This window comes from Paenibacillus woosongensis, from assembly GCF_009725165.1.
In the GTDB taxonomy this organism is placed as follows: domain Bacteria; phylum Bacillota; class Bacilli; order Paenibacillales; family Paenibacillaceae; genus Fontibacillus; species Fontibacillus woosongensis.
On the sequence record NZ_WNZW01000010.1, the window covers coordinates 1 to 17735 of the forward strand.

The following is a 17735-nucleotide window of genomic DNA, read 5'->3' on the forward strand; positions in this document are numbered from 1 at the left end:
CGGCAGCACCGCCGCCGAGCGCTGCCGGGCAGCCCGCCGCAGCCGCGCCGGCCAGCGCAGCCGGGTCGGGCAGCGCTGTGGCGGCGGTACCGCCCGCGGTCCGGCTCCCGGCTGCAGCCGCCAGCGAGCTGCCCTCGGTCAGCGTCTACCTGACGAAGACCGGGGATATCGAGACGCTGCCGTTCGAGCAGTACGTGACCGGCGTGCTTGCAGCGGAAATGCCGGCAGACTTCGAGCTCGAAGCCCTGAAGGCACAGGCGATTGCCGCGCGGACGTTTATCGTCCGCCGCCTGGCGGAAGGGGATCGCAGCGGAGTTCCCGTGCCAGGAGCGGACGTCGTTGATTCGGTCGATCATCAGGCCTATCTGTCCAGCAAAGAGCTGGACAAGTGGATCGAGCTCGGCAAGAGCGACCAGCTGGCCAAGCTGCGCCGGGCGGTAGAGCAAACGAAGGGGATCATCATGACCTACCAGGGCAAGCCGATCACCGCTACCTTCTTCTCTGCCAGCGGCGGGTATACCGAGAATTCAGAGGAATATTGGTCCCTAAAGCTGCCTTATCTGCGCAGCGTGCCCAGCCCGTGGGATAAAAGCGTCAATCCGTCTTTTAAAGAGACGGTAACCATCCCGCTGAGCGAGTTGTTCAATAAGCTTGGACTTAAGGAATCTGGCCTGCCTGCCGCGGCTTCCCTAGCTGACCAAGCAGCGGCGCCGGCGCTTTTTCAAATTAAATCCTATACGGCAGGGCATAATGTCAAAACGATTCATATTAGCGGACAGTCCTTCACTGGACGTGAGCTGCGGGAGAGGCTAGGCCTGCGCTCCGCCCAGTTTGCTATGACTCTGGACGGAGACGACGTCAAGATTACGACGTACGGCAACGGACACGGCGTCGGCATGAGTCAATGGGGAGCCCAGGGGATGGCGAAGCAGGGATACACGACGACGCAAATTCTCAAACACTATTACACCGGTATATCATTTGCGCAGGCATCTGATTGGTTAGAACACTAATTATTTTTTGAAATATTACTATAATGGAAGTATAAAAGAGTCACCCTCGGTAACACTGGTTATTGAGGTGATACCAATGAATGAACAAAAACCAAAAAATCAGCCCCATGAGGAATCTCCCAAAAATATTATGGGCGAGCCGGAAGCTCCGGTATCCGCATGGAAAAAAGTATTGTCCAAGAGATGGGTGTACCCGGCAGCATATGTGGCGGCAGCGGCAATTATACTAACCTTAGTGTGGGTCTATCAGGATGCAGGCCGCAAGCCTATGGAATCGACCCCCGCCAGCGTAACCGACACCGTCCAGCTCCCCGATGACGAATTGATGCGTGACAACGTTTCTGACAAAACGGATACCGCAAAAACAGCAAACACGGAGGATTTGATCTGGCCCGTGGCCAACGTTTCCGAAGTGTCGATCGTAAAGCCTTTCTATGAGAAGGAAGGTTCAGCGGAGGATCATCAAGCGGCGATGGTCGAGTATAAGGATACCTTTACACCGAATACCGGCATCGATTTGGCTCGCGAGGATGACCAGCCATTTGAGGTCAAGGCCGCGCTCGCCGGCAAAGTAACCCGGGTTGAAGAGCATCCTCTGCTCGGCTATGTTGTGGAAATTACCCATGCAAACAACCTGAAGACTGTATACGAGAGCCTGACTGACATTAAGGTAAAGCAGGGGGCAGAGGTGAAGCAGGGCGATGTCCTTGCTAATGCCGGCCGCAATGAAATGGAGAAGGATCTTGGCAACCACTTGCATTTCGCAGTATATGAAAACGGCGAATTGCTCAACCCGGTTAGCGTGCTTCCCAAAAATTAAATTCCTGTTTATCAGGTCTAGAGAAAAAGGCGGAGAGCTTCATAGCTCCCCGCTTTTTTTGCTGCTGGATCCTTTGTTGTAAAATAAATGGCCTTGTCCGGGCTTGTCAGGCCTCCGAAACCGTGAATATATGGGCACGCCCCTCATATAATGTACCAAACTATCTCGAGTAGGGAGGCGGGAGCGTGCACGATTACATCAAAGAACGAACGATTAAAATAGGACGCTGCATCGTGGAGACTCGGCACACGGTTCGGACGATTGCCAAGGAATTCGGCGTATCCAAGAGTACGGTGCATAAAGATTTGACCGAGCGTCTTCCGGAAATCAATCCGGATTTGGCAGATCAGGTGAAGCACATTCTCGAATATCATAAGTCGATCCGCCATCTCCGTGGAGGAGAGGCGACCAAAATCAAGTATAAAAAGAAAGGGCAGACGAAACGCGAAGCCATCGGATCGGTAAAATAACCCGCTGAGGGCAATCGAAAGGCAATGTAGAGCGGCAGGATTATCATTGAACACATCCCCCAAAGTATGGTATTTTTAAATATGGCATGGAAAAGCGGATTTTTATCTATAAATCCCGAAATATAAAGGAATAGTCGAAGTTTTTGTCGAATAATAACGGAGTAATGACAGGGAAACATTTACCATATACTTAACGCATCGTTTTCCATGATTTACAAAATACGCTTTGGGGGAGCATCGGAATAATGGGCAAGGATATCGGTATTGATCTAGGTACAGCAAATGTATTGATTCATGTGAAAGGAAAAGGGGTTGTTCTCGACGAACCGTCCGTCGTAGCGATAGAAAGCGACACGAAGCGGGTGCTTGCCGTCGGCGAGGATGCAAGACGCATGGTAGGGCGCACGCCGGGAAATATCGTTGCGATTCGTCCGCTAAGAGACGGCGTCATTGCTGATTTTGAAATTACGGAAACGATGCTGAAGCATTTTATTAACCGGGTCGGCGGAAAAAGTTGGTACAGCCACCCCCGTGTTCTTATTTGTGCGCCAACGAATATTACGTCTGTAGAGCAAAAGTCGATTCGCGAAGCTGCTGAGCATAGCGGTGCCAGAGATGTATTTCTGGAGGAAGAGCCGAAGGCGGCAGCCATCGGCGCAGGCATGGACATATATGAGCCGAGCGGTAACATGGTGGTCGATATCGGCGGAGGGACGACGGATGTGGCGGTGCTCTCGATGGGGGACATCGTCACGGCTTCGTCGATCAAAATCGCAGGGGACACATTTGATACCGCCATCATTAAATATATTAAATCGAAGTACAAGCTGCTGATTGGAGAACGGACGGCGGAGGACATCAAAATTGCTATCGGTACGGTTCATCCGTCGGGAGCGCTGGCCGAGCTGGACATCCGCGGAAGGGACATGGTATCCGGTCTGCCGCTGACGGTCACGATCACCTCAAGGGAGGTGCAGGAGGCTTTGTCGGATCCTGTCGCATCAATCGTTGCCGCAGCAAAATCGGTATTGGAACGGACACCGCCAGAGCTGTCTGCGGACATTATCGACCGGGGTGTCATTCTGACTGGCGGAGGCGCCCTATTGAACGGATTGGACGAGCTGTTGTCCGAGGAACTCCGCGTGCCGGTGCTCATCGCGGAAGATCCGATGCATTGCGTCGTCAAAGGCACAGGGATGATGCTTGATAATTTGGATAAAGTTATTAAGAAAAAATTCTGATTCGCCGATATATATTTATGAGATAAGTCGTTTGGGTTTCATAGGAGATCCAAGCAGACAAGCTAAACAAGTTTGGAGGTTGTCCCATGTTAAGAGGGCTCTACACCGCTGCTTCCGGTATGATTACGGAGCAAAGACGCCATGATACGGTGACGCAGAATATAGCAAATATCAATACACCGGGTTATAAGCAGATGAACAGCGTATCGCGTGCTTTTCCCGAAATGCTTATTTCGCTCGTAGGCGACAGTACGCTGGGCACACGGCGGATCGGGAAGCTGAATACCGGGGTTTTTGTGGAGGAGAGTCTGCCATCTTATATGCAGGGCGACTTGACGGAGACGGGGAAGAACTCAGATTTCGCCCTCATTTCTAATATAAATTTAGATGACCCTGCAACAGGGGAGCCTATTCCTTTTGACGCCTCGGGGAAATACGTGACTGAAGACGGCGAGATCATTTATCGCCCGGCGGCATTTTTTTCAGTGATGGACACAGGCGGCAATGTTCGTTATACTCGTGACGGAAGTTTTTATGTTGATCCTGACGGCGCGCTGCGCACCATGCAAGGTTACCAGGTGCTTGATTCGGAAGGAAATGCGATTGTTCTCGGCTACGATCAGCCGATCGAGTCGCTGCAGATCGACCCACAGGGCAACCTGCAAATCAATGGCGAGGCGATTGAAGTTCAGATGGGCATTTCGGTCGTTACCCGGCCGCAGGCGCTATTTCGTGATGGAAACGGCGTGTACCTCGTTCAGGATGAGGAGGCGGCGGGAATCCGTGCGCTTCAGGAAGACGACGCGGTACAGGTGCAGCAAGGCTACATAGAGGGCTCTAACGTCAATCTTGCCCAGTCGATGGTCGATATGATGGCAGCACAGCGGGCATATGAATCCAATCAGAAAATGATTCAATTTTACGATAGAAGTCTGGAAAAAGCGGTTAACGAAATCGGCCGTGTATAATAGGAGGGCCACATGAATAACTCAATGATCAGTGCCATGGTATCCATGAACGGAATTCAGCAGCGTCTTGACATGATTGCCGACAATATGGCTAACGTCAATACTGCCGGATATAAGAGAAAGGAAGCCGCTTTCCAAGATACGCTGAACAGTGTGATGCAGCAGTCTTCCGACTTCCAGCTCGGCGGACGTGCTACTCCGCTTGGATTGAGCATGGGCTTTGGCTCCCGCATGTCGGAACTCTCGGTCAACTTTAAACAGGGCACCCTGAAGGAGACCGGCAACATGACGGATCTGGCTATTGAGGGTAATGCAATGTTCCAGGTGCTAACCCTGGATGGAGAAGTCGGATTCACCAGGGCGGGAAATTTCTCTGTCCAGCCTAACCCTGAGGACCAGGCTATGGGATATCTTGTCACAAGCCTTGGACACCCGGTGCTGGATGAAGAAGGCGAGCTGATCGAGGTTCCTACCGGCTCGAAGCTGCACATTGACGGGGCGGGGAACATTATCGCCGTGGACGGAGAAGTTGAAACAGAGGTCGGCCGCATCGGACTAGTGACTCCGTTGCGTCCCGATGCGCTGATCCAGAAGGACAGCAGTCTATTTGTACTACCCCCGGGAGTGCGGGAAGGCATAATTGCCGCTACTTCCGATCTTCCTGAGGAAGAGCAGGCGACGATTCGGCAGGGTGTCCTTGAGAACTCCAATGTCGATTTGGCAAATGAAATGGCTGAAATGCTCAAGGTGCAACGAGCTTATCAGCTTGCTGCACGCGCGCTAACTTCCAGTGATACGATGATGAATTTGGCCAATAACTTGCGCGGATAGGTGGAGAATTTCATGAGGCAAGACAAGAAACCGGTTAAGAAACGTTCCGGCTGGATCATACTCCTGCGGATCTTTCTCATCCTGCTGTTCCTTGGCCTGGCACTGTTTGGAGGAGCAGTTGTAGGTTATGTCGTACTCGGTAAGCAGGATTTCAGCGACGTCCTGGAATGGAGTACATGGAGACATGTGTTTGACTTAGTATTTGCTCCTTAACAAGGTGCTAAATCATGAGACAATTGCAAAAAATGACGAAAGGCTCCCGGAAATCGGGAGTTTTCTTTTTTAAAGCGGAAAATGTATAATGATGGGGGTGCTATATGCCAGAAGAACAATCAAAAGGGCTTGATCACATTTCGGCATTTTGCCTTGATGGATCAGCCCCTTATCTTAACCCTCGCTTCTGCAGAGGCGAAGGATAATTACAGTTTGGCCGTCCCCCGCCGTTTTTATACGGCAGGGCGAATGAAAAGAATAATGAAGGGAGCAGTACATATGTTAGATTCGAAGCAAATCCAAGAAATCATTCCGCACCGTCCCCCATTTCTGCTGGTGGATCGGATTATCGAAATGGAGGATGGCAAGCGGGCTGTCGGCATCAAGAACGTCACGGTGAACGAGCCGTTCTTCGCAGGACATTTTCCAGAGTATCCGGTCATGCCGGGTGTGCTTATTACGGAGGCGCTTGCTCAGGTTGGGGCGGCAGCGATTCTGAATGTCGAGAGCAACCGCGGCAAAATCGGATTTCTTGCCGGGCTTGACGGTTTCCGTTTTCGCGGACAGGTCGTTCCAGGCGACACCTTGCGTCTTGAGGTAGAAATTATCCGGCTTAAAGGCTCCATCGGCAAAGGGCGGGCCGTAGCTTCAGTTGAAGGCAAGGTCGTAGCCGAAGGCGAGATCATGTTTGCGCTCTCTTAAGCAAGGGATTTAGTAATTAGCGGCCAGTAAGCGGCGCCTGTATATTTTATAGAGATAGTCTAAGGAGGAGTTTGTAACCATGGCTGAATTGAGTCATAGCGTTGAAGAGAAAGTGAAGAGCTGGCTGGATGATCCATCCATCGACGAAGCGACGAAGGAGGAGCTGAGAGCATTAGCTTCTAATCCTGCGGAACTAGAGGATCGCTTCTATCGGGATCTGGAATTCGGAACCGGCGGCCTGCGCGGCGTCATCGGAGCAGGAAGCAACCGGATGAACCGTTATACAGTCGGACGCGCGACGCAAGGGTTGGCCCAGTATTTGCTCAAGGTTCATGGGAATCAAGAAGGACGTCCGTCGGTTGTCATTGCACATGACAGCCGCCATTTCTCCCCGGAGTTTGCGCTGGAAGCCGCGTTGGTGCTGGCTGGCAACGGAATCGAAGCAAAGCTGTTCCCATCCCTTCGCCCAACGCCGCAGTTATCCTTCACGGTTCGCCATGTCGGAGCAACCGGGGGGATTGTGATCACGGCGAGCCACAATCCGCCGGAATATAACGGTTATAAAGTATACAACGCTAATGGCGGCCAGCTTGTTCCGCATGAGGCAGAGCAGGTCATCGATAATATTAAAGGGCTTACTTCCTTTGAGCAAGTACAGCGTATCACAAAAGAAGAGGCCGAAGCTAAAGGGCTGCTCGTTTGGTTAGGCGAAGCAGAGGATGAAGCGTTTTTCAATACGGTGGCTGGCGTGAGCCTGAATCCAGAGCTGCTGGCAACGGGCGCTGCCAAAGACGTAGTAGTAGTATTTACGCCGCTTCACGGAACGGGGAACATCCCAGTACGGCGTGTATTGGATAAATTGGGCTTTACACAGGTTCATATCGTCAAGGAGCAGGAGCAGCCTGACGCAGAGTTCTCAACTGTGAAGTCGCCAAACCCGGAAGAAAGGGAAGCCTTCAAGCTGGCGATTGAACTGGGAGAGCAAGTGGGGGCCGATATCTTAATCGGCACGGATCCGGACGCGGACCGGATGGGCGCTGTGGTCAAAAACGCAGCTGGCGAATATGAGGTTCTGACTGGTAATCAGTCCGGTGCAATTCTTGTTCATTATATTTTGAGCCAAATGAAGGAAGCCGGCGAGCTGCCAGGCAATGGCGCGATTGTCAAAACAATCGTTACCAGTGAATTCGGAGCGGAAATCGCTCGCTATTATGGAGCCGAGGTGTTTAATACACTGACCGGATTTAAATATATCGGTGAGAAAATGGATCAATTCGAACAGTCCGGGGACTACACATATTTGTTTGGCTATGAGGAAAGCTACGGTTATCTGGCTGGAAATTATGCCCGCGACAAGGATGCAATCGTCGCCTCCACGCTTATTTGCGAAGCTGCAGCTTATTATAAGCAGCAAGGCAAATCATTGGTCGATGTGCTGGAGGAATTGTACGCGAAATTCGGCTATTACCGCGAATCGCTAGTGTCGCGGACGTTGAAGGGCAAAGATGGTTTGGCGCAGATCGTTGCGTTGATGGAGAAGTTTCGGAGCGAGCCGCCGCAAGTTATCGGGGATATCCCGGTAACCAAGGTAGAGGACTTTTCCCTTGGTCTTTACGGGCTGCCGAAGGAAAATGTATTGAAATTTTCACTTGAGGACGGTTCGTGGTTCTGTCTTCGTCCGTCCGGCACGGAACCGAAGATTAAATTTTATTTCGCGGTGCGGGGCACTTCTGGTGCGGATGCTGCGGCTCGGCTGGAGCGCATCCAGGAAGAAGTGCTGAATCGCGCTGATGCCTAAATTTGAGGGTTGATGGCCATTGTTGTACTGATGCATGATATGTAGAGCAGAATGCCTATGGCAATTTAAACTGGTGCATGTACGATTGTTTTGAAATTAATCGCGATCGTATCGCGAGAACGGATTTGATTTTGTCCTATCCCGGAAGGATCCCGCCTATGCGGGATTCGAACCGGCAGGGGCGGGATTCATATTGAGGAGGTACCTTTGTGATCCAAGGTTGGCCGCGGTGGAACAATGCTTCCCGCAAATGGTTGTGGATATTAGTCGTAATTGGCATCGTTGCTTCTTTGCCGGTCATTTATCAGCGCATTCAGACGGAAGCATCGGCGAAGAAGGTAGAGTTTGTATTTAATTATCGCGGATTGTTGGAGGTAGCGTCATATCAGGCCGACCCAGCCGCATTCATGAACGAGCAGCTTGACCGCTTGAAGAATGCCGGGGTTGGCTCGATGGCCATGTTCGAGACGACTTTGGATGAACTGTCCAAAGCGCGCCGAATCATGCTGTTTACGTCTGCAGATGTAGCTAAGATGAATCAGGGCGTGATCGCCGAGAATGGAAATTATACGTATATCGCGTTTACGAACGAAGAGAATGACCGGCAGCTTAGACCTTTGATTGAGAAAGGGCTGCGCGATTTGGATATTGCAACATCCCCTTGGCAATATGGGGAGCAAGGCGGGTTGATCATTACAGCGGGACCCGAAGATGCAGTCCTTAAACCGCTTCTGGGAACGGACCCGATCGCTTTTGCTATGCTGCGGGACAAAGGCTTCAATATCGTACCGCGGCTTAGCGACAATGTTCCATTTAATGAAGAAGATGTAGATAAGCTGCTGTCTTTTTATAAAGATAACGGGGTAAAACGGATTATGCTCGACGGTGAAGGCGTTAAAGGCTACCGCGAGGATGAGGATAAGAACAGCGTCGAGACGATGGCAGCGCTGCTGAACAAGCATGAACTCGGCATCGTCGTTATCGAGAATATGAAGGTACAGCCTAAAGGTTTCCATAAAATCGCATATTTGACCGGCTATAATGCCGTACGTCTGTTCTCGCTGTCCGATACCGATGTGAATTTGGATAGGATGGTCGTTGCCGACAAGATCGCGCTTGCAACTAAGGACCGGAATATTCGCATGATTTACTTCAATGCCGCTCCAAGCAAAGACTTGCAGAAAGGTGCGGTAACGAACCCTCTCGACAATATTATTCATACGCTTCTTGAGCCGGGGGATGCGGCACAGCGTGTGAAGGATAACGGCTTTGAGTTAGGACAGGCGGAGGCTTTTCAAGTGGTGGATAGCTCCTGGCAGACTTACTTGAAGGGCGTCGTCATCGTAGGCGGCGTAGCTTTCGTGGCGCTTCTGGTGTCCATTTTCGCCCCATCGCTGACGCTGGGCTCATTCCTGCTCGGATTGGTCGGTTCGGCGGGATTATACGTTTTGAAGCCTACTTTGCTGGAACAGGCTCTCGCTTTATTTGTGGCCATCAGTGCACCGACGGTTGCAATGATTCTGGCGATCCGCAAGGTCAGGGATCTGAGTCAGGCAATCCCAAGTATGTCTGCGGGCCGCAGGCTGTCGCATTCGCTGGTGCTGTATTTCAAAACGGCGGTACTATCGTTGTCCGCGGTACCATTTATCATAGCCCTGCTTAATAACATTACCTACAGCTTGGTACTCAACCAGTTCCGCGGGGTTAGTCTGCTTCATTTGGCTCCGATCTTCTTGGTTGCTGTTTATATCATGTTGTATAAGGGTACTAACTTGGTGCAGGAATTGCGGGCCTGGATGCGCATGCCAATCACTCTCGTGATGGTTGTAGGAGCTGTCGTGCTTGGTGCAGCCGCGTTCTATTATTTGTCTCGCACAGGGAATGCAGGTACTCCGCTTCCGGGAGAAGCGGCATTCCGGTCAATGCTGGAGAATACATTTGGCGTTAGGCCGCGAAATAAAGAGTTTTTATTCGCGCATCCATTATTTATTGTAGGTATCTTTGCGGCGCTGCGTTACCGCTGGGCTCTGTACGCGATGATTGTTGCGGTCATCGGTCAGCTGTCGATGGTCGATACCTTTGCTCATATTCATACGCCAGCCGTGCTCTCGCTTATTCGCGGGTTGCTGGGATTAGGTTTAGGCTTGATCTTTGGACTGTTGGCCTTGCTGGTATGGTATATCCTTGAAAGGTGCTGGGAGAAATGGTCGCCACGTCTTCTCAAACCATAGTTATTTCTGGTTACTACGGTTTTCGGAATATCGGGGACGAAGCCGTGCTGCAGTCGATTCTGAACGCTCTTCGGGAAGAGAGCGAGGCGGAAGGGCTTAGAATCGAACCTGTCGTCTTGTCGATCGATCCGGAATGGACGGAGCGGACCTACGGAGTCAAGGCCGTACACCGGATGAAATTTAGTGAAGTAAGGGACGCTATCAAGAATAGCAGCGGCCTTATTAGCGGCGGGGGTAGCCTGCTGCAGGATGCGACAGGGGTAAAGACGATTCCCTATTATTTGGGTATCGTCAAGCTGGCGCAGTGGCTGCGGAAGCCGACCTTCGTCTATGCTCAAGGGATCGGGCCGGTGAATCGGAGAATGTTCCGCCCTTTAATCGCCTCGGTATATCGCCGCTGTGAGTACGTCTCTGTCCGCGATGTCGAATCATCGGCATTGCTGCGCGATATTGGCATTCCCAAGAACATGATCGAAGTCGTTCCCGATCCGGTCATGGGGTTATCTCTGCCTGGGGCAGATTCAAGGGAAGACAATGCAGTATCGGGCTTCGGTAGGGTAGCGGGAAGTGAAGAAGGAGCAGCCGCCTCCGGTAAGCGAGAACTTCCGGTTCTTGGCGTCTCCGTCCGTTTCTGGAATCCGCAGCGGACAGAGCTGATGAAGCTGGCTGAAGGCCTGGATGCGCTGCTAAGCAGAATGGCTCTGCACATTCGGTTCCTGCCGTTTCATTACCCAGGTGATGATGAAGCTTCCCGCTTCGTGATGAACATGTTAAGTCATGCCGGGGATCATGGCAGCGAAATCAGCATCGCGCCCCAGAGCGAGACTCCGCTGGAGATGCTGGAGGAAGTGAGCCGATGTGAATTGTTGATCGGGATGAGGCTTCATAGCCTCATCTATGCGGCTTCGCAAAATGTGCCGATGCTGGGCATCTCGTATGATCCCAAAATTGATCATTTCCTCGGCCGGCTTGGCAGTGTTCCTGTGGGGAGCAGCGCTGATCTCGATCATCGCATCGTAGCCGCCCAGAGCGAGCGGCTGCTGTCCGACCGGGAGGGCTGGCTCGCATCGCATGCGGCACAGCTTGAGGCATTACGGCGAGAGGCGCAGCTTCCGGCAAAACGAATCGTGGAATATTTACGAAAGTAAGGGAGAGCATTGGCGTGGAAGGCGATAACAACATCGTAACGATTTTTGGGATTCCTTTTTCCAAATGGGGGATGCAGGAGACCGTTCAATATTTGACCGGCGCGATATCCGCCCGCAAACCGCATCAAGTGATTACCGCAAACCCGATTATGGTGATGGCCGCTCTGGAGAATCCCTCCTATAAGCAAATGATGCAGCAAGCGGATCTGATTGTGCCCGACGGCTCGGGTGTGGTGTGGGCGTCGCGTGTCGGCGGCGATCCGGTCGCGGAACGGGTGGCGGGTTTTGACCTTCTGCATGAGCTGATGAAGGAAGGAGAGCGTCATCGCTGGAGAGTTTATTTGCTAGGGGCGAGCCCGGAAGTCGTGAAAGAGGCGGCGAACCGGCTCAAGATGCAATATCCGGGAACGGAAATTGTAGGCTATCGGGACGGATATTTCGGCCCGGAGCAGGATGATGAGGTTATAGAGGGAATTCGCAGAACCAGCCCGGATCTCCTGTTTGTTGCTCGCGGGGCGGATACACAGGAGCCATGGATCGCTAAACACAAGCAGCGTCTTGCCGTGCCTGTCATGATGGGCGTGGGCGGCAGCTTCGACGTCATATCCGGCCGGACCAAACGCGCCCCAAAGGTGTTCCAGAAGCTTCGGCTTGAATGGTTATACCGCCTGATAAAGGAGCCAACCCGGTTCCGTAGAATGCTTGCGCTGCCGAAATTCGCAGTACGCGTGCTGCGTGAGAGAGGAAATCTTACGAAATCGCGGTAAATAAGTGACTTTTGGAGGAATTAGGCGCAATATTGCTTTTTTACGGACTTGGTGATTTACTTTTAAACAGAGTATAATTCATTCCGGGTATAACAATTGGGGGTTGAATTTTACATGTGGCTAATATACATCATCGGGTTTGTTGTGTCGCTCGGCCTGGCGCTGGGTTTGACGCCGCTCGTCAAGAAGTTTGCTGTTAAGACGGGCACCGTGGACGTTCCTAATGCGCGGAAGGTGCATACGAAAGTCATGCCGAGATTGGGCGGACTGGGAATATATTTGGCATTTATCGTTGCTTTTTTTATCGTGTTCCCGTTTATTCCGGAAGCATTCTCCGTGCGTGAAGCGAACTTCGTTAAAGCGTTTTTGGTTGGCGGGACGATGATTCTGCTGCTTGGCGCGCTGGACGATCGCTTCGATCTGTCTGCCAAATTGAAGTTTCTTGTGCAAATTGCTACGGCGTGTGTTGTCGTATTCGGTTTTGATATCAAGCTGGAATTCGCCAATATTCCTTTTCATTCATATTCATCGGTAGAGAGCTGGATCGCTATCCCGTTCACCATTCTCTGGATCGTCGGCGTCACGAACGCCATTAATCTGATTGACGGCCTGGACGGCTTGGCGGCAGGGGTATCGGCGATTGCTATTGGCACGATTGCAGTCATGGCCTTTCTTATGGGGAATGATGTTGTGGCGCTGCTGTGCCTGCTTCTGCTTGGCAGCATTATCGGATTTCTGTATTTCAATTTTCACCCGGCCAAAATATTCATGGGTGATTCAGGTGCGCTCTTCTTGGGCTTTAGCCTGGCGCTGCTCTCGCTCCTCGGTTTTAAGCAGATTGCGATCGTATCGTTCTTGACGCCGCTCATCTTGATCGGCGTACCCTTATCAGATACGCTGTTTGCCATCGTGCGCCGCTGGGTGCAGAAGAAGCCAATTTTTTCACCGGATAAAGGCCATTTGCATCATTGTCTTCGCGAGCTTGGATTTTCCCATCGTCAGACGGTGCTGATCATCTACGGTATCGCGGCGTTCTTCGGGGTGCTGGCCATTATTCAATCGTCGGCAGCGATGTACAATGCGAACTGGGTTACGTTCGTCGTCATCTGCATCATGGTCTTCTTCCTGCAAATCGGCGCCGAGGTCATCGGGCTGATCGGCAAGACCAAGCGCCCGCTGCTTGATTTTTTTGCCCGTCTGCGTATGAAGGCCAATGCGGAACGCGGCTCGAAGTAATGAGGGAACTGCTATTTTTCGAGGCTTTTGGAATTGTATAACTGATAAACATTTTATGACTGGACAACCTGTGCACATGCAGAAGCATGGCAAGGTTGTCTTTTTTTTGTTCAATTGCTTATGTTCTCGGCAGACCTTCTATTGGTTCTTTCCAGGCTGAAAGAGTGGATAATTTGTAGAAATGAAAGAAAGTGTAAAATACTTTTTGCGTATCTTCTAAATATTTAAGGGTTTGGCACCGATAATTAAAATATGTGATGAATAGGGGCGATCCAGCACTATTTACAAATGCAAACCAAAGCAAAGGAGAGATTACTGCATGCAGCGCTTTAAAAAGTCATTCGTGTGGCTGGCCTTAATGTCTTTAATTATTGGACTTGTTCCAGTAGGCCTGACACAAACTGTGGAGGCGGCGACACCGCCATCCTACTTTATTCCAGATGACCTTAAGCTTCAAAGCACAAACTCGCTAGATTTGAACAGTACTGACCCGGTACTGGGATTAAGCAGACAAAGCGTCCGCGTTTCGTCTACTGAAAACTTTCTGGTAGATGGGACTTATAATCAGGTAAGCGCCGATCTGGAGGTAACAGTTCAGCAGCTGAACTCGACGTCTTCCGGCGGTTGGGCTCCTGACAGCACTCGGATCATCACGGACAGAATCACGGATAACGGGAATAATCGTTTCTCGGTTAATCTCCGCCTGTTCTCTGGCTACAACAAGGTTACATTCTCCGGGAGCCAGGGCAATAATAAACGTTCCGATACGTTCTATATTTTATATGACCGGGTTCCAACTTTGGTGAGTGCCAATGTCTTGTATCCGGGAGGCGGCTCCAGCCCGGTCAGCTTAAATGAAGATGCAAGAGCAGTCGTCTCTAACAGCCGGATTATCGTTAGAGGTAATTATGAAAATGCCACGAAAATCACACTTGATATTGGCGATGGCAACGGCGGTCAACAAGCGACGCTGATCGATAGCCAAAAGGAGTTTTTCTCCAGCTATATAGATCTTAAACCAGGCTTGAATACGCTAACGATTGCTGTTGAGAACGAGACGAGTAAAGTTACGGTGACCAGAGAGCTGTATTTCTTTGACGAGAATCAGCCTTTCGTAGAGCTCGGTCTGAAGCACTCGGCTTATGCCGACCCAATTGATCTATTGGGTCAAACTATCCCTTCGGTTGCCCAGGCACCGGATAGCGCGGCTCTGACCGGTCAAGTGCTGATTCCATATAAGTCTGTTCCGTTTGACGGAAACAATGAACTATTTGTGGAAGTAAACGGGACCGCCCCTGTTTCGCTGACGGCAACGGCTTCAGAGGATTTGATCATTCCGGGAGCTGATGGGCAGACGCCAACTTATCGCTTGGTCACATTTACGACGAACGGCGATTTTACGTTTGACGGCACCGGTCTGCAAAATATTGAAGTAGCGATTACTTACGGTCCTTCCCCGACGGACAGATATGAAGCGAGCAAACGGGCTTCCTTTAAATATCTGCCAGGGCAAATGACGATTAAAAACATGTATTTACTGGAAGGCTATGACGGCAATACTGCAAACTACGGCTTGGCTACCAAGAAGCCGCTTAACAATTCCCAGGTAAGTTCTTCTGAGTTCTACATCCTGGTCGAAAGCGATGCGCCGATTGGAAGCACGCCGGCATTGAAGGGAACCTATCTACCACTAAGCACGAGAGATGTCACTTTAACTTATGCAGCTCAACCAGGCGGATTGACGAACCAGGCTGTTTATAAGGTGTCAGGCTTCTCGAGCGGTACGCAGCAAGTACGCTTTTACTTTGATGGTTCTGTAGATGCTTACTACAACGCTTATATTTCCTATGTTTCAAGAAGCAGAATTTACGTGACAGATTTGCTTGACGGCCAGACAATTCAGCTGGATTCAAGCTCGTCTACAGGGAGAGTCATTTCGTTAAACGGCCAATATATCGGCTTTGGAAATGACGGGACATCTACGCATAACTTCTACAACCAGGTCTTTGTGAACGGCGTAGAACAGCTGCCGGGCAACCAAGGGAACTGGCTGAATGAAACTTCAGGTGCGTTTAAGCTTGATTTTAACGTAGATAATAATGGGCCGCTGTATTACGGTCAGAACACTATTGTGTTAAAAGGTAAAACGACGGGGGCGAATCCTACGGGAACTACGCCAACGGAAATTACAGAGACAATCCGCTTCTTTATTATCGATACGAACGTTTCTACGATAGAGAAGTTTATCCCTGTTGCCGCACCGGTGGTTAGCACGGATCGTCCTGTATTCTATGAGAATTTTGGCAGCAACAATTTAAGCAAAATTTTTGAGCAGGCTACAGACTTTACACCAACGGATGAAGGATTTGCCACGGGCAGAACGAGCTATGATCTAGTTCTTCATGGAGGCGGCGCTGAAAGAGTCGAGCTTTATAGCGGGTCGACGCTCATGTTCAGCTTTGATATTGATACGAATCAGGCTAACAATCACCATGTTGGTTCTACTTATGGCAGCAATGGCCTGATTTACGACTTCTCCGGGGACCAGAACAACTTTATTTTCCGGATCCGGGACATCAAGTTTGACAAGGATATTTCAGCAGCGCATATTTACAACCTGGATTTGATCAACAGAACAGGCTCACGCACATCACAAAAGCTGGAAGTGAAGCGTGAAGTATCTGCGTTCCGTATTCTGGCACCTCAACCTACCGTCGGCAATGATATTATCGTGAACCGCAACTTCGTTCGCTTTGATATCGAAGCAGAGGGCGCGACGAGCGTGAAAATCGGCAAGGAACAGGCGATGAAGCGCACGGATCTGCCAGCTGATGCAACTAGCCGCTTTGTCCTGGATTATGTCGGCCTGAAGAAGGATGGCTGGACCACGATTAAAATTGAGATTGATCGTAACGGTGTTAAGTCCAGTACGGACGTTAGAGTTTACTATGCAAGCGCCGTTGCCATAGACTCGCAATTCATGGCAGAGAAAGTAAGCAATAAATACAGTGTCTTTAATAAGAAATTGGAATTGTCTTTCCCTAAAGGAACCGTGCTGCAGAATGCTGTAGTACCTAAAAATACGGTTGTGAAGTTCTATCCAGACAACAAGCTGTTGTTCGGGATTGCAGATCCGACGGACGGCGTTGTCGAAAGAAGAAACGACTATGGTAACATTATCTTTGATCCGCTTAGCGGAGAAGATAGCGGATATCGCAAAATCGGCAAGCCTGATTATGAAGTCAGCTTGTTCAACATGAATGCAAACACATTCAACTTTATCAGAGTGTCCGACATTTATTGGATCAGCGGCGGAGTCGGCGAGCTTGGCAATTCACCTTCCATGAACGGATTGCCTCCATATTCCTCGTGGTATTCGTATCCATCCACGGATAGCCATGAACCGATCAGCTTTATGGGAGTAGATGCAACCCGCAGATTGAAGCCGTCTCAACGCGGTGAATTAACGCTGGCGTTTGATCCTAACGTAGTTGATGCTGCTGGTACGGCTATTACAGTGTTCCGTTTGACGGACGGCGGTGTATGGGAGAATATCGGCGGTGAAGTGGATACGAAGAAAGGAACCATCACCGTTCCATTTGATCAATTTGGTTACTATAAAGTCATGAAGCTGAGAAGCAGCTATAAAGACATCACCAACCATGGCTGGGCGCGTGAAGTGTTGAATGCCCTATACTCCAAAGGTATCATGATGAACAATGGACTACGTTCCGATTCGTTTGGTACAGACGATACGATCAAACGCGGCGAATTCGCCACACTGTTGGTCAAGGGATTGAATCTACCATTGAACTATGACGACAATCAAACGTTCTTTGACGTCGTTCCAGCGGCGAAGACCAATACGTGGTCCTATGCCTATATTGAAACAGCTGCAAGGGCTGGTATCATTTCTGGCCTTGGCGAAGGTTATTTCGGAGTAGACGAAGACCTGACTAGAGAGCAGGCGGCGATTATGATTGCCAGAGCGTTGAGACTGAAGCTTGATGCTAACGACACTAAGCTGCAATCCTCATTAGCGAAGACATTTATGGATTCGTCGCGGATCGATGTTTATGCCCGTCCAGCAGTGCAGGCTGTCTATAAAGCCAAGATTATGACGGGTACGCCGGTTACCGTTCCAGGACAGAAGAAGAGTTCGCTTAACTTCAATCCTAAGAGCCCGATGACCCGCGCAGAAGCAGGGAAGATTACGGTAGAGCTTCTTAAGAAGAGTACGAAGATTTTCCCTAAAAACTTAAGCTAGTTATTTGAAGAGCCTTGCCCGTGATGCGGG

14 protein-coding genes are annotated in these 17735 nt (G+C 50.5%); all 14 read left to right on the forward strand.

Going from position 1 to position 17735, the window contains the following annotated elements; genetic code table 11:
* On the forward strand, positions 1-1013 hold a 1013-nt coding region (gene spoIID / locus GNP95_RS19335; protein ID WP_230873917.1), incomplete at its 5' end, for a stage II sporulation protein D.
* 76 nt (positions 1014-1089) lie between these two features.
* Complete coding sequence (locus GNP95_RS19340; RefSeq protein WP_155612493.1) at positions 1090-1833, forward strand: M23 family metallopeptidase; 744 nt, start codon at positions 1090-1092, stop codon at positions 1831-1833.
* A gap of 185 nt (positions 1834-2018) precedes the next feature.
* Complete coding sequence (gene spoIIID / locus GNP95_RS19345; protein WP_213593589.1) at positions 2019-2303, forward strand: sporulation transcriptional regulator SpoIIID; 285 nt, start codon at positions 2019-2021, stop codon at positions 2301-2303.
* Between the two features lie 242 nt (positions 2304-2545).
* Positions 2546-3544, forward strand: a complete 999-nt coding sequence (gene mreB / locus GNP95_RS19350; RefSeq protein ID WP_330163529.1) for a rod shape-determining protein — start codon at positions 2546-2548, stop codon at positions 3542-3544.
* A gap of 86 nt (positions 3545-3630) precedes the next feature.
* Positions 3631-4512 carry a flagellar hook-basal body protein gene (locus GNP95_RS19355; protein WP_155612495.1) on the forward strand — a complete coding sequence of 294 codons (882 nt, stop codon included), beginning with the start codon at positions 3631-3633 and terminating at the stop codon, positions 4510-4512.
* 12 nt (positions 4513-4524) lie between these two features.
* On the forward strand, positions 4525-5343 hold the full coding sequence (locus GNP95_RS19360; protein ID WP_155612496.1) for a flagellar hook-basal body protein: 819 nt from the start codon (positions 4525-4527) through the stop codon (positions 5341-5343).
* 12 nt (positions 5344-5355) lie between these two features.
* Positions 5356-5556: a DNA-directed RNA polymerase subunit beta gene (locus GNP95_RS19365; protein WP_155612497.1), complete on the forward strand. Its 201-nt coding sequence runs from the start codon at positions 5356-5358 to the stop codon at positions 5554-5556.
* Between the two features lie 279 nt (positions 5557-5835).
* Positions 5836-6258, forward strand: coding sequence for a 3-hydroxyacyl-ACP dehydratase FabZ (gene fabZ / locus GNP95_RS19370; RefSeq protein WP_155612498.1), 423 nt, complete (start codon positions 5836-5838; stop codon positions 6256-6258).
* A gap of 79 nt (positions 6259-6337) precedes the next feature.
* Positions 6338-8056 carry a phospho-sugar mutase gene (locus GNP95_RS19375; protein WP_155612499.1) on the forward strand — a complete coding sequence of 573 codons (1719 nt, stop codon included), beginning with the start codon at positions 6338-6340 and terminating at the stop codon, positions 8054-8056.
* Between the two features lie 209 nt (positions 8057-8265).
* Positions 8266-10287, forward strand: a complete 2022-nt coding sequence (locus tag GNP95_RS19380) for a DUF5693 family protein (RefSeq protein WP_330163523.1) — start codon at positions 8266-8268, stop codon at positions 10285-10287.
* The gene (gene csaB, locus GNP95_RS19385) at positions 10260-11435 is read left to right on the forward strand and encodes a polysaccharide pyruvyl transferase CsaB (RefSeq protein ID WP_155612500.1); all 1176 of its coding nucleotides are present in this window, start codon (positions 10260-10262) and stop codon (positions 11433-11435) included. Before GNP95_RS19380 ends, csaB begins: the two co-directional genes overlap by 28 nt.
* A gap of 71 nt (positions 11436-11506) precedes the next feature.
* Positions 11507-12202 (forward strand): WecB/TagA/CpsF family glycosyltransferase, encoded by a 696-nt coding sequence (locus GNP95_RS19390; protein ID WP_155612594.1) that lies wholly within the window; start codon positions 11507-11509, stop codon positions 12200-12202.
* A gap of 114 nt (positions 12203-12316) precedes the next feature.
* Entirely contained in the window at positions 12317-13438 is a 1122-nt protein-coding gene (locus tag GNP95_RS19395; protein ID WP_155612501.1) for a glycosyltransferase family 4 protein, read from the forward strand.
* A 319-nt stretch (positions 13439-13757) separates the two neighbouring features.
* Complete coding sequence (locus tag GNP95_RS19400; protein ID WP_155612502.1) at positions 13758-17705, forward strand: S-layer homology domain-containing protein; 3948 nt, start codon at positions 13758-13760, stop codon at positions 17703-17705.
* Positions 17706-17735 lie beyond the last annotated feature (30 nt).

What these genes read in the sequence shown, in the direction of transcription:
- GNP95_RS19340 (WP_155612493.1), top strand. Translation starts at nt 1,090, where the DNA reads ATGAATGAACAAAAACCAAAAAATCAGCCCCATGAGGAATCTCCCAAA.
- GNP95_RS19355 (WP_155612495.1), top strand. Translation starts at nt 3,631, where the DNA reads ATGTTAAGAGGGCTCTACACCGCTGCTTCCGGTATGATTACGGAGCAA.
- GNP95_RS19360 (WP_155612496.1), top strand. Translation starts at nt 4,525, where the DNA reads ATGAATAACTCAATGATCAGTGCCATGGTATCCATGAACGGAATTCAG.
- GNP95_RS19365 (WP_155612497.1), top strand. Translation starts at nt 5,356, where the DNA reads ATGAGGCAAGACAAGAAACCGGTTAAGAAACGTTCCGGCTGGATCATA.
- fabZ (WP_155612498.1), top strand. Translation starts at nt 5,836, where the DNA reads ATGTTAGATTCGAAGCAAATCCAAGAAATCATTCCGCACCGTCCCCCA.
- GNP95_RS19375 (WP_155612499.1), top strand. Translation starts at nt 6,338, where the DNA reads ATGGCTGAATTGAGTCATAGCGTTGAAGAGAAAGTGAAGAGCTGGCTG.
- csaB (WP_155612500.1), top strand. Translation starts at nt 10,260, where the DNA reads ATGGTCGCCACGTCTTCTCAAACCATAGTTATTTCTGGTTACTACGGT.
- GNP95_RS19390 (WP_155612594.1), top strand. Translation starts at nt 11,507, where the DNA reads ATGCAGGAGACCGTTCAATATTTGACCGGCGCGATATCCGCCCGCAAA.
- GNP95_RS19395 (WP_155612501.1), top strand. Translation starts at nt 12,317, where the DNA reads ATGTGGCTAATATACATCATCGGGTTTGTTGTGTCGCTCGGCCTGGCG.
- GNP95_RS19400 (WP_155612502.1), top strand. Translation starts at nt 13,758, where the DNA reads ATGCAGCGCTTTAAAAAGTCATTCGTGTGGCTGGCCTTAATGTCTTTA.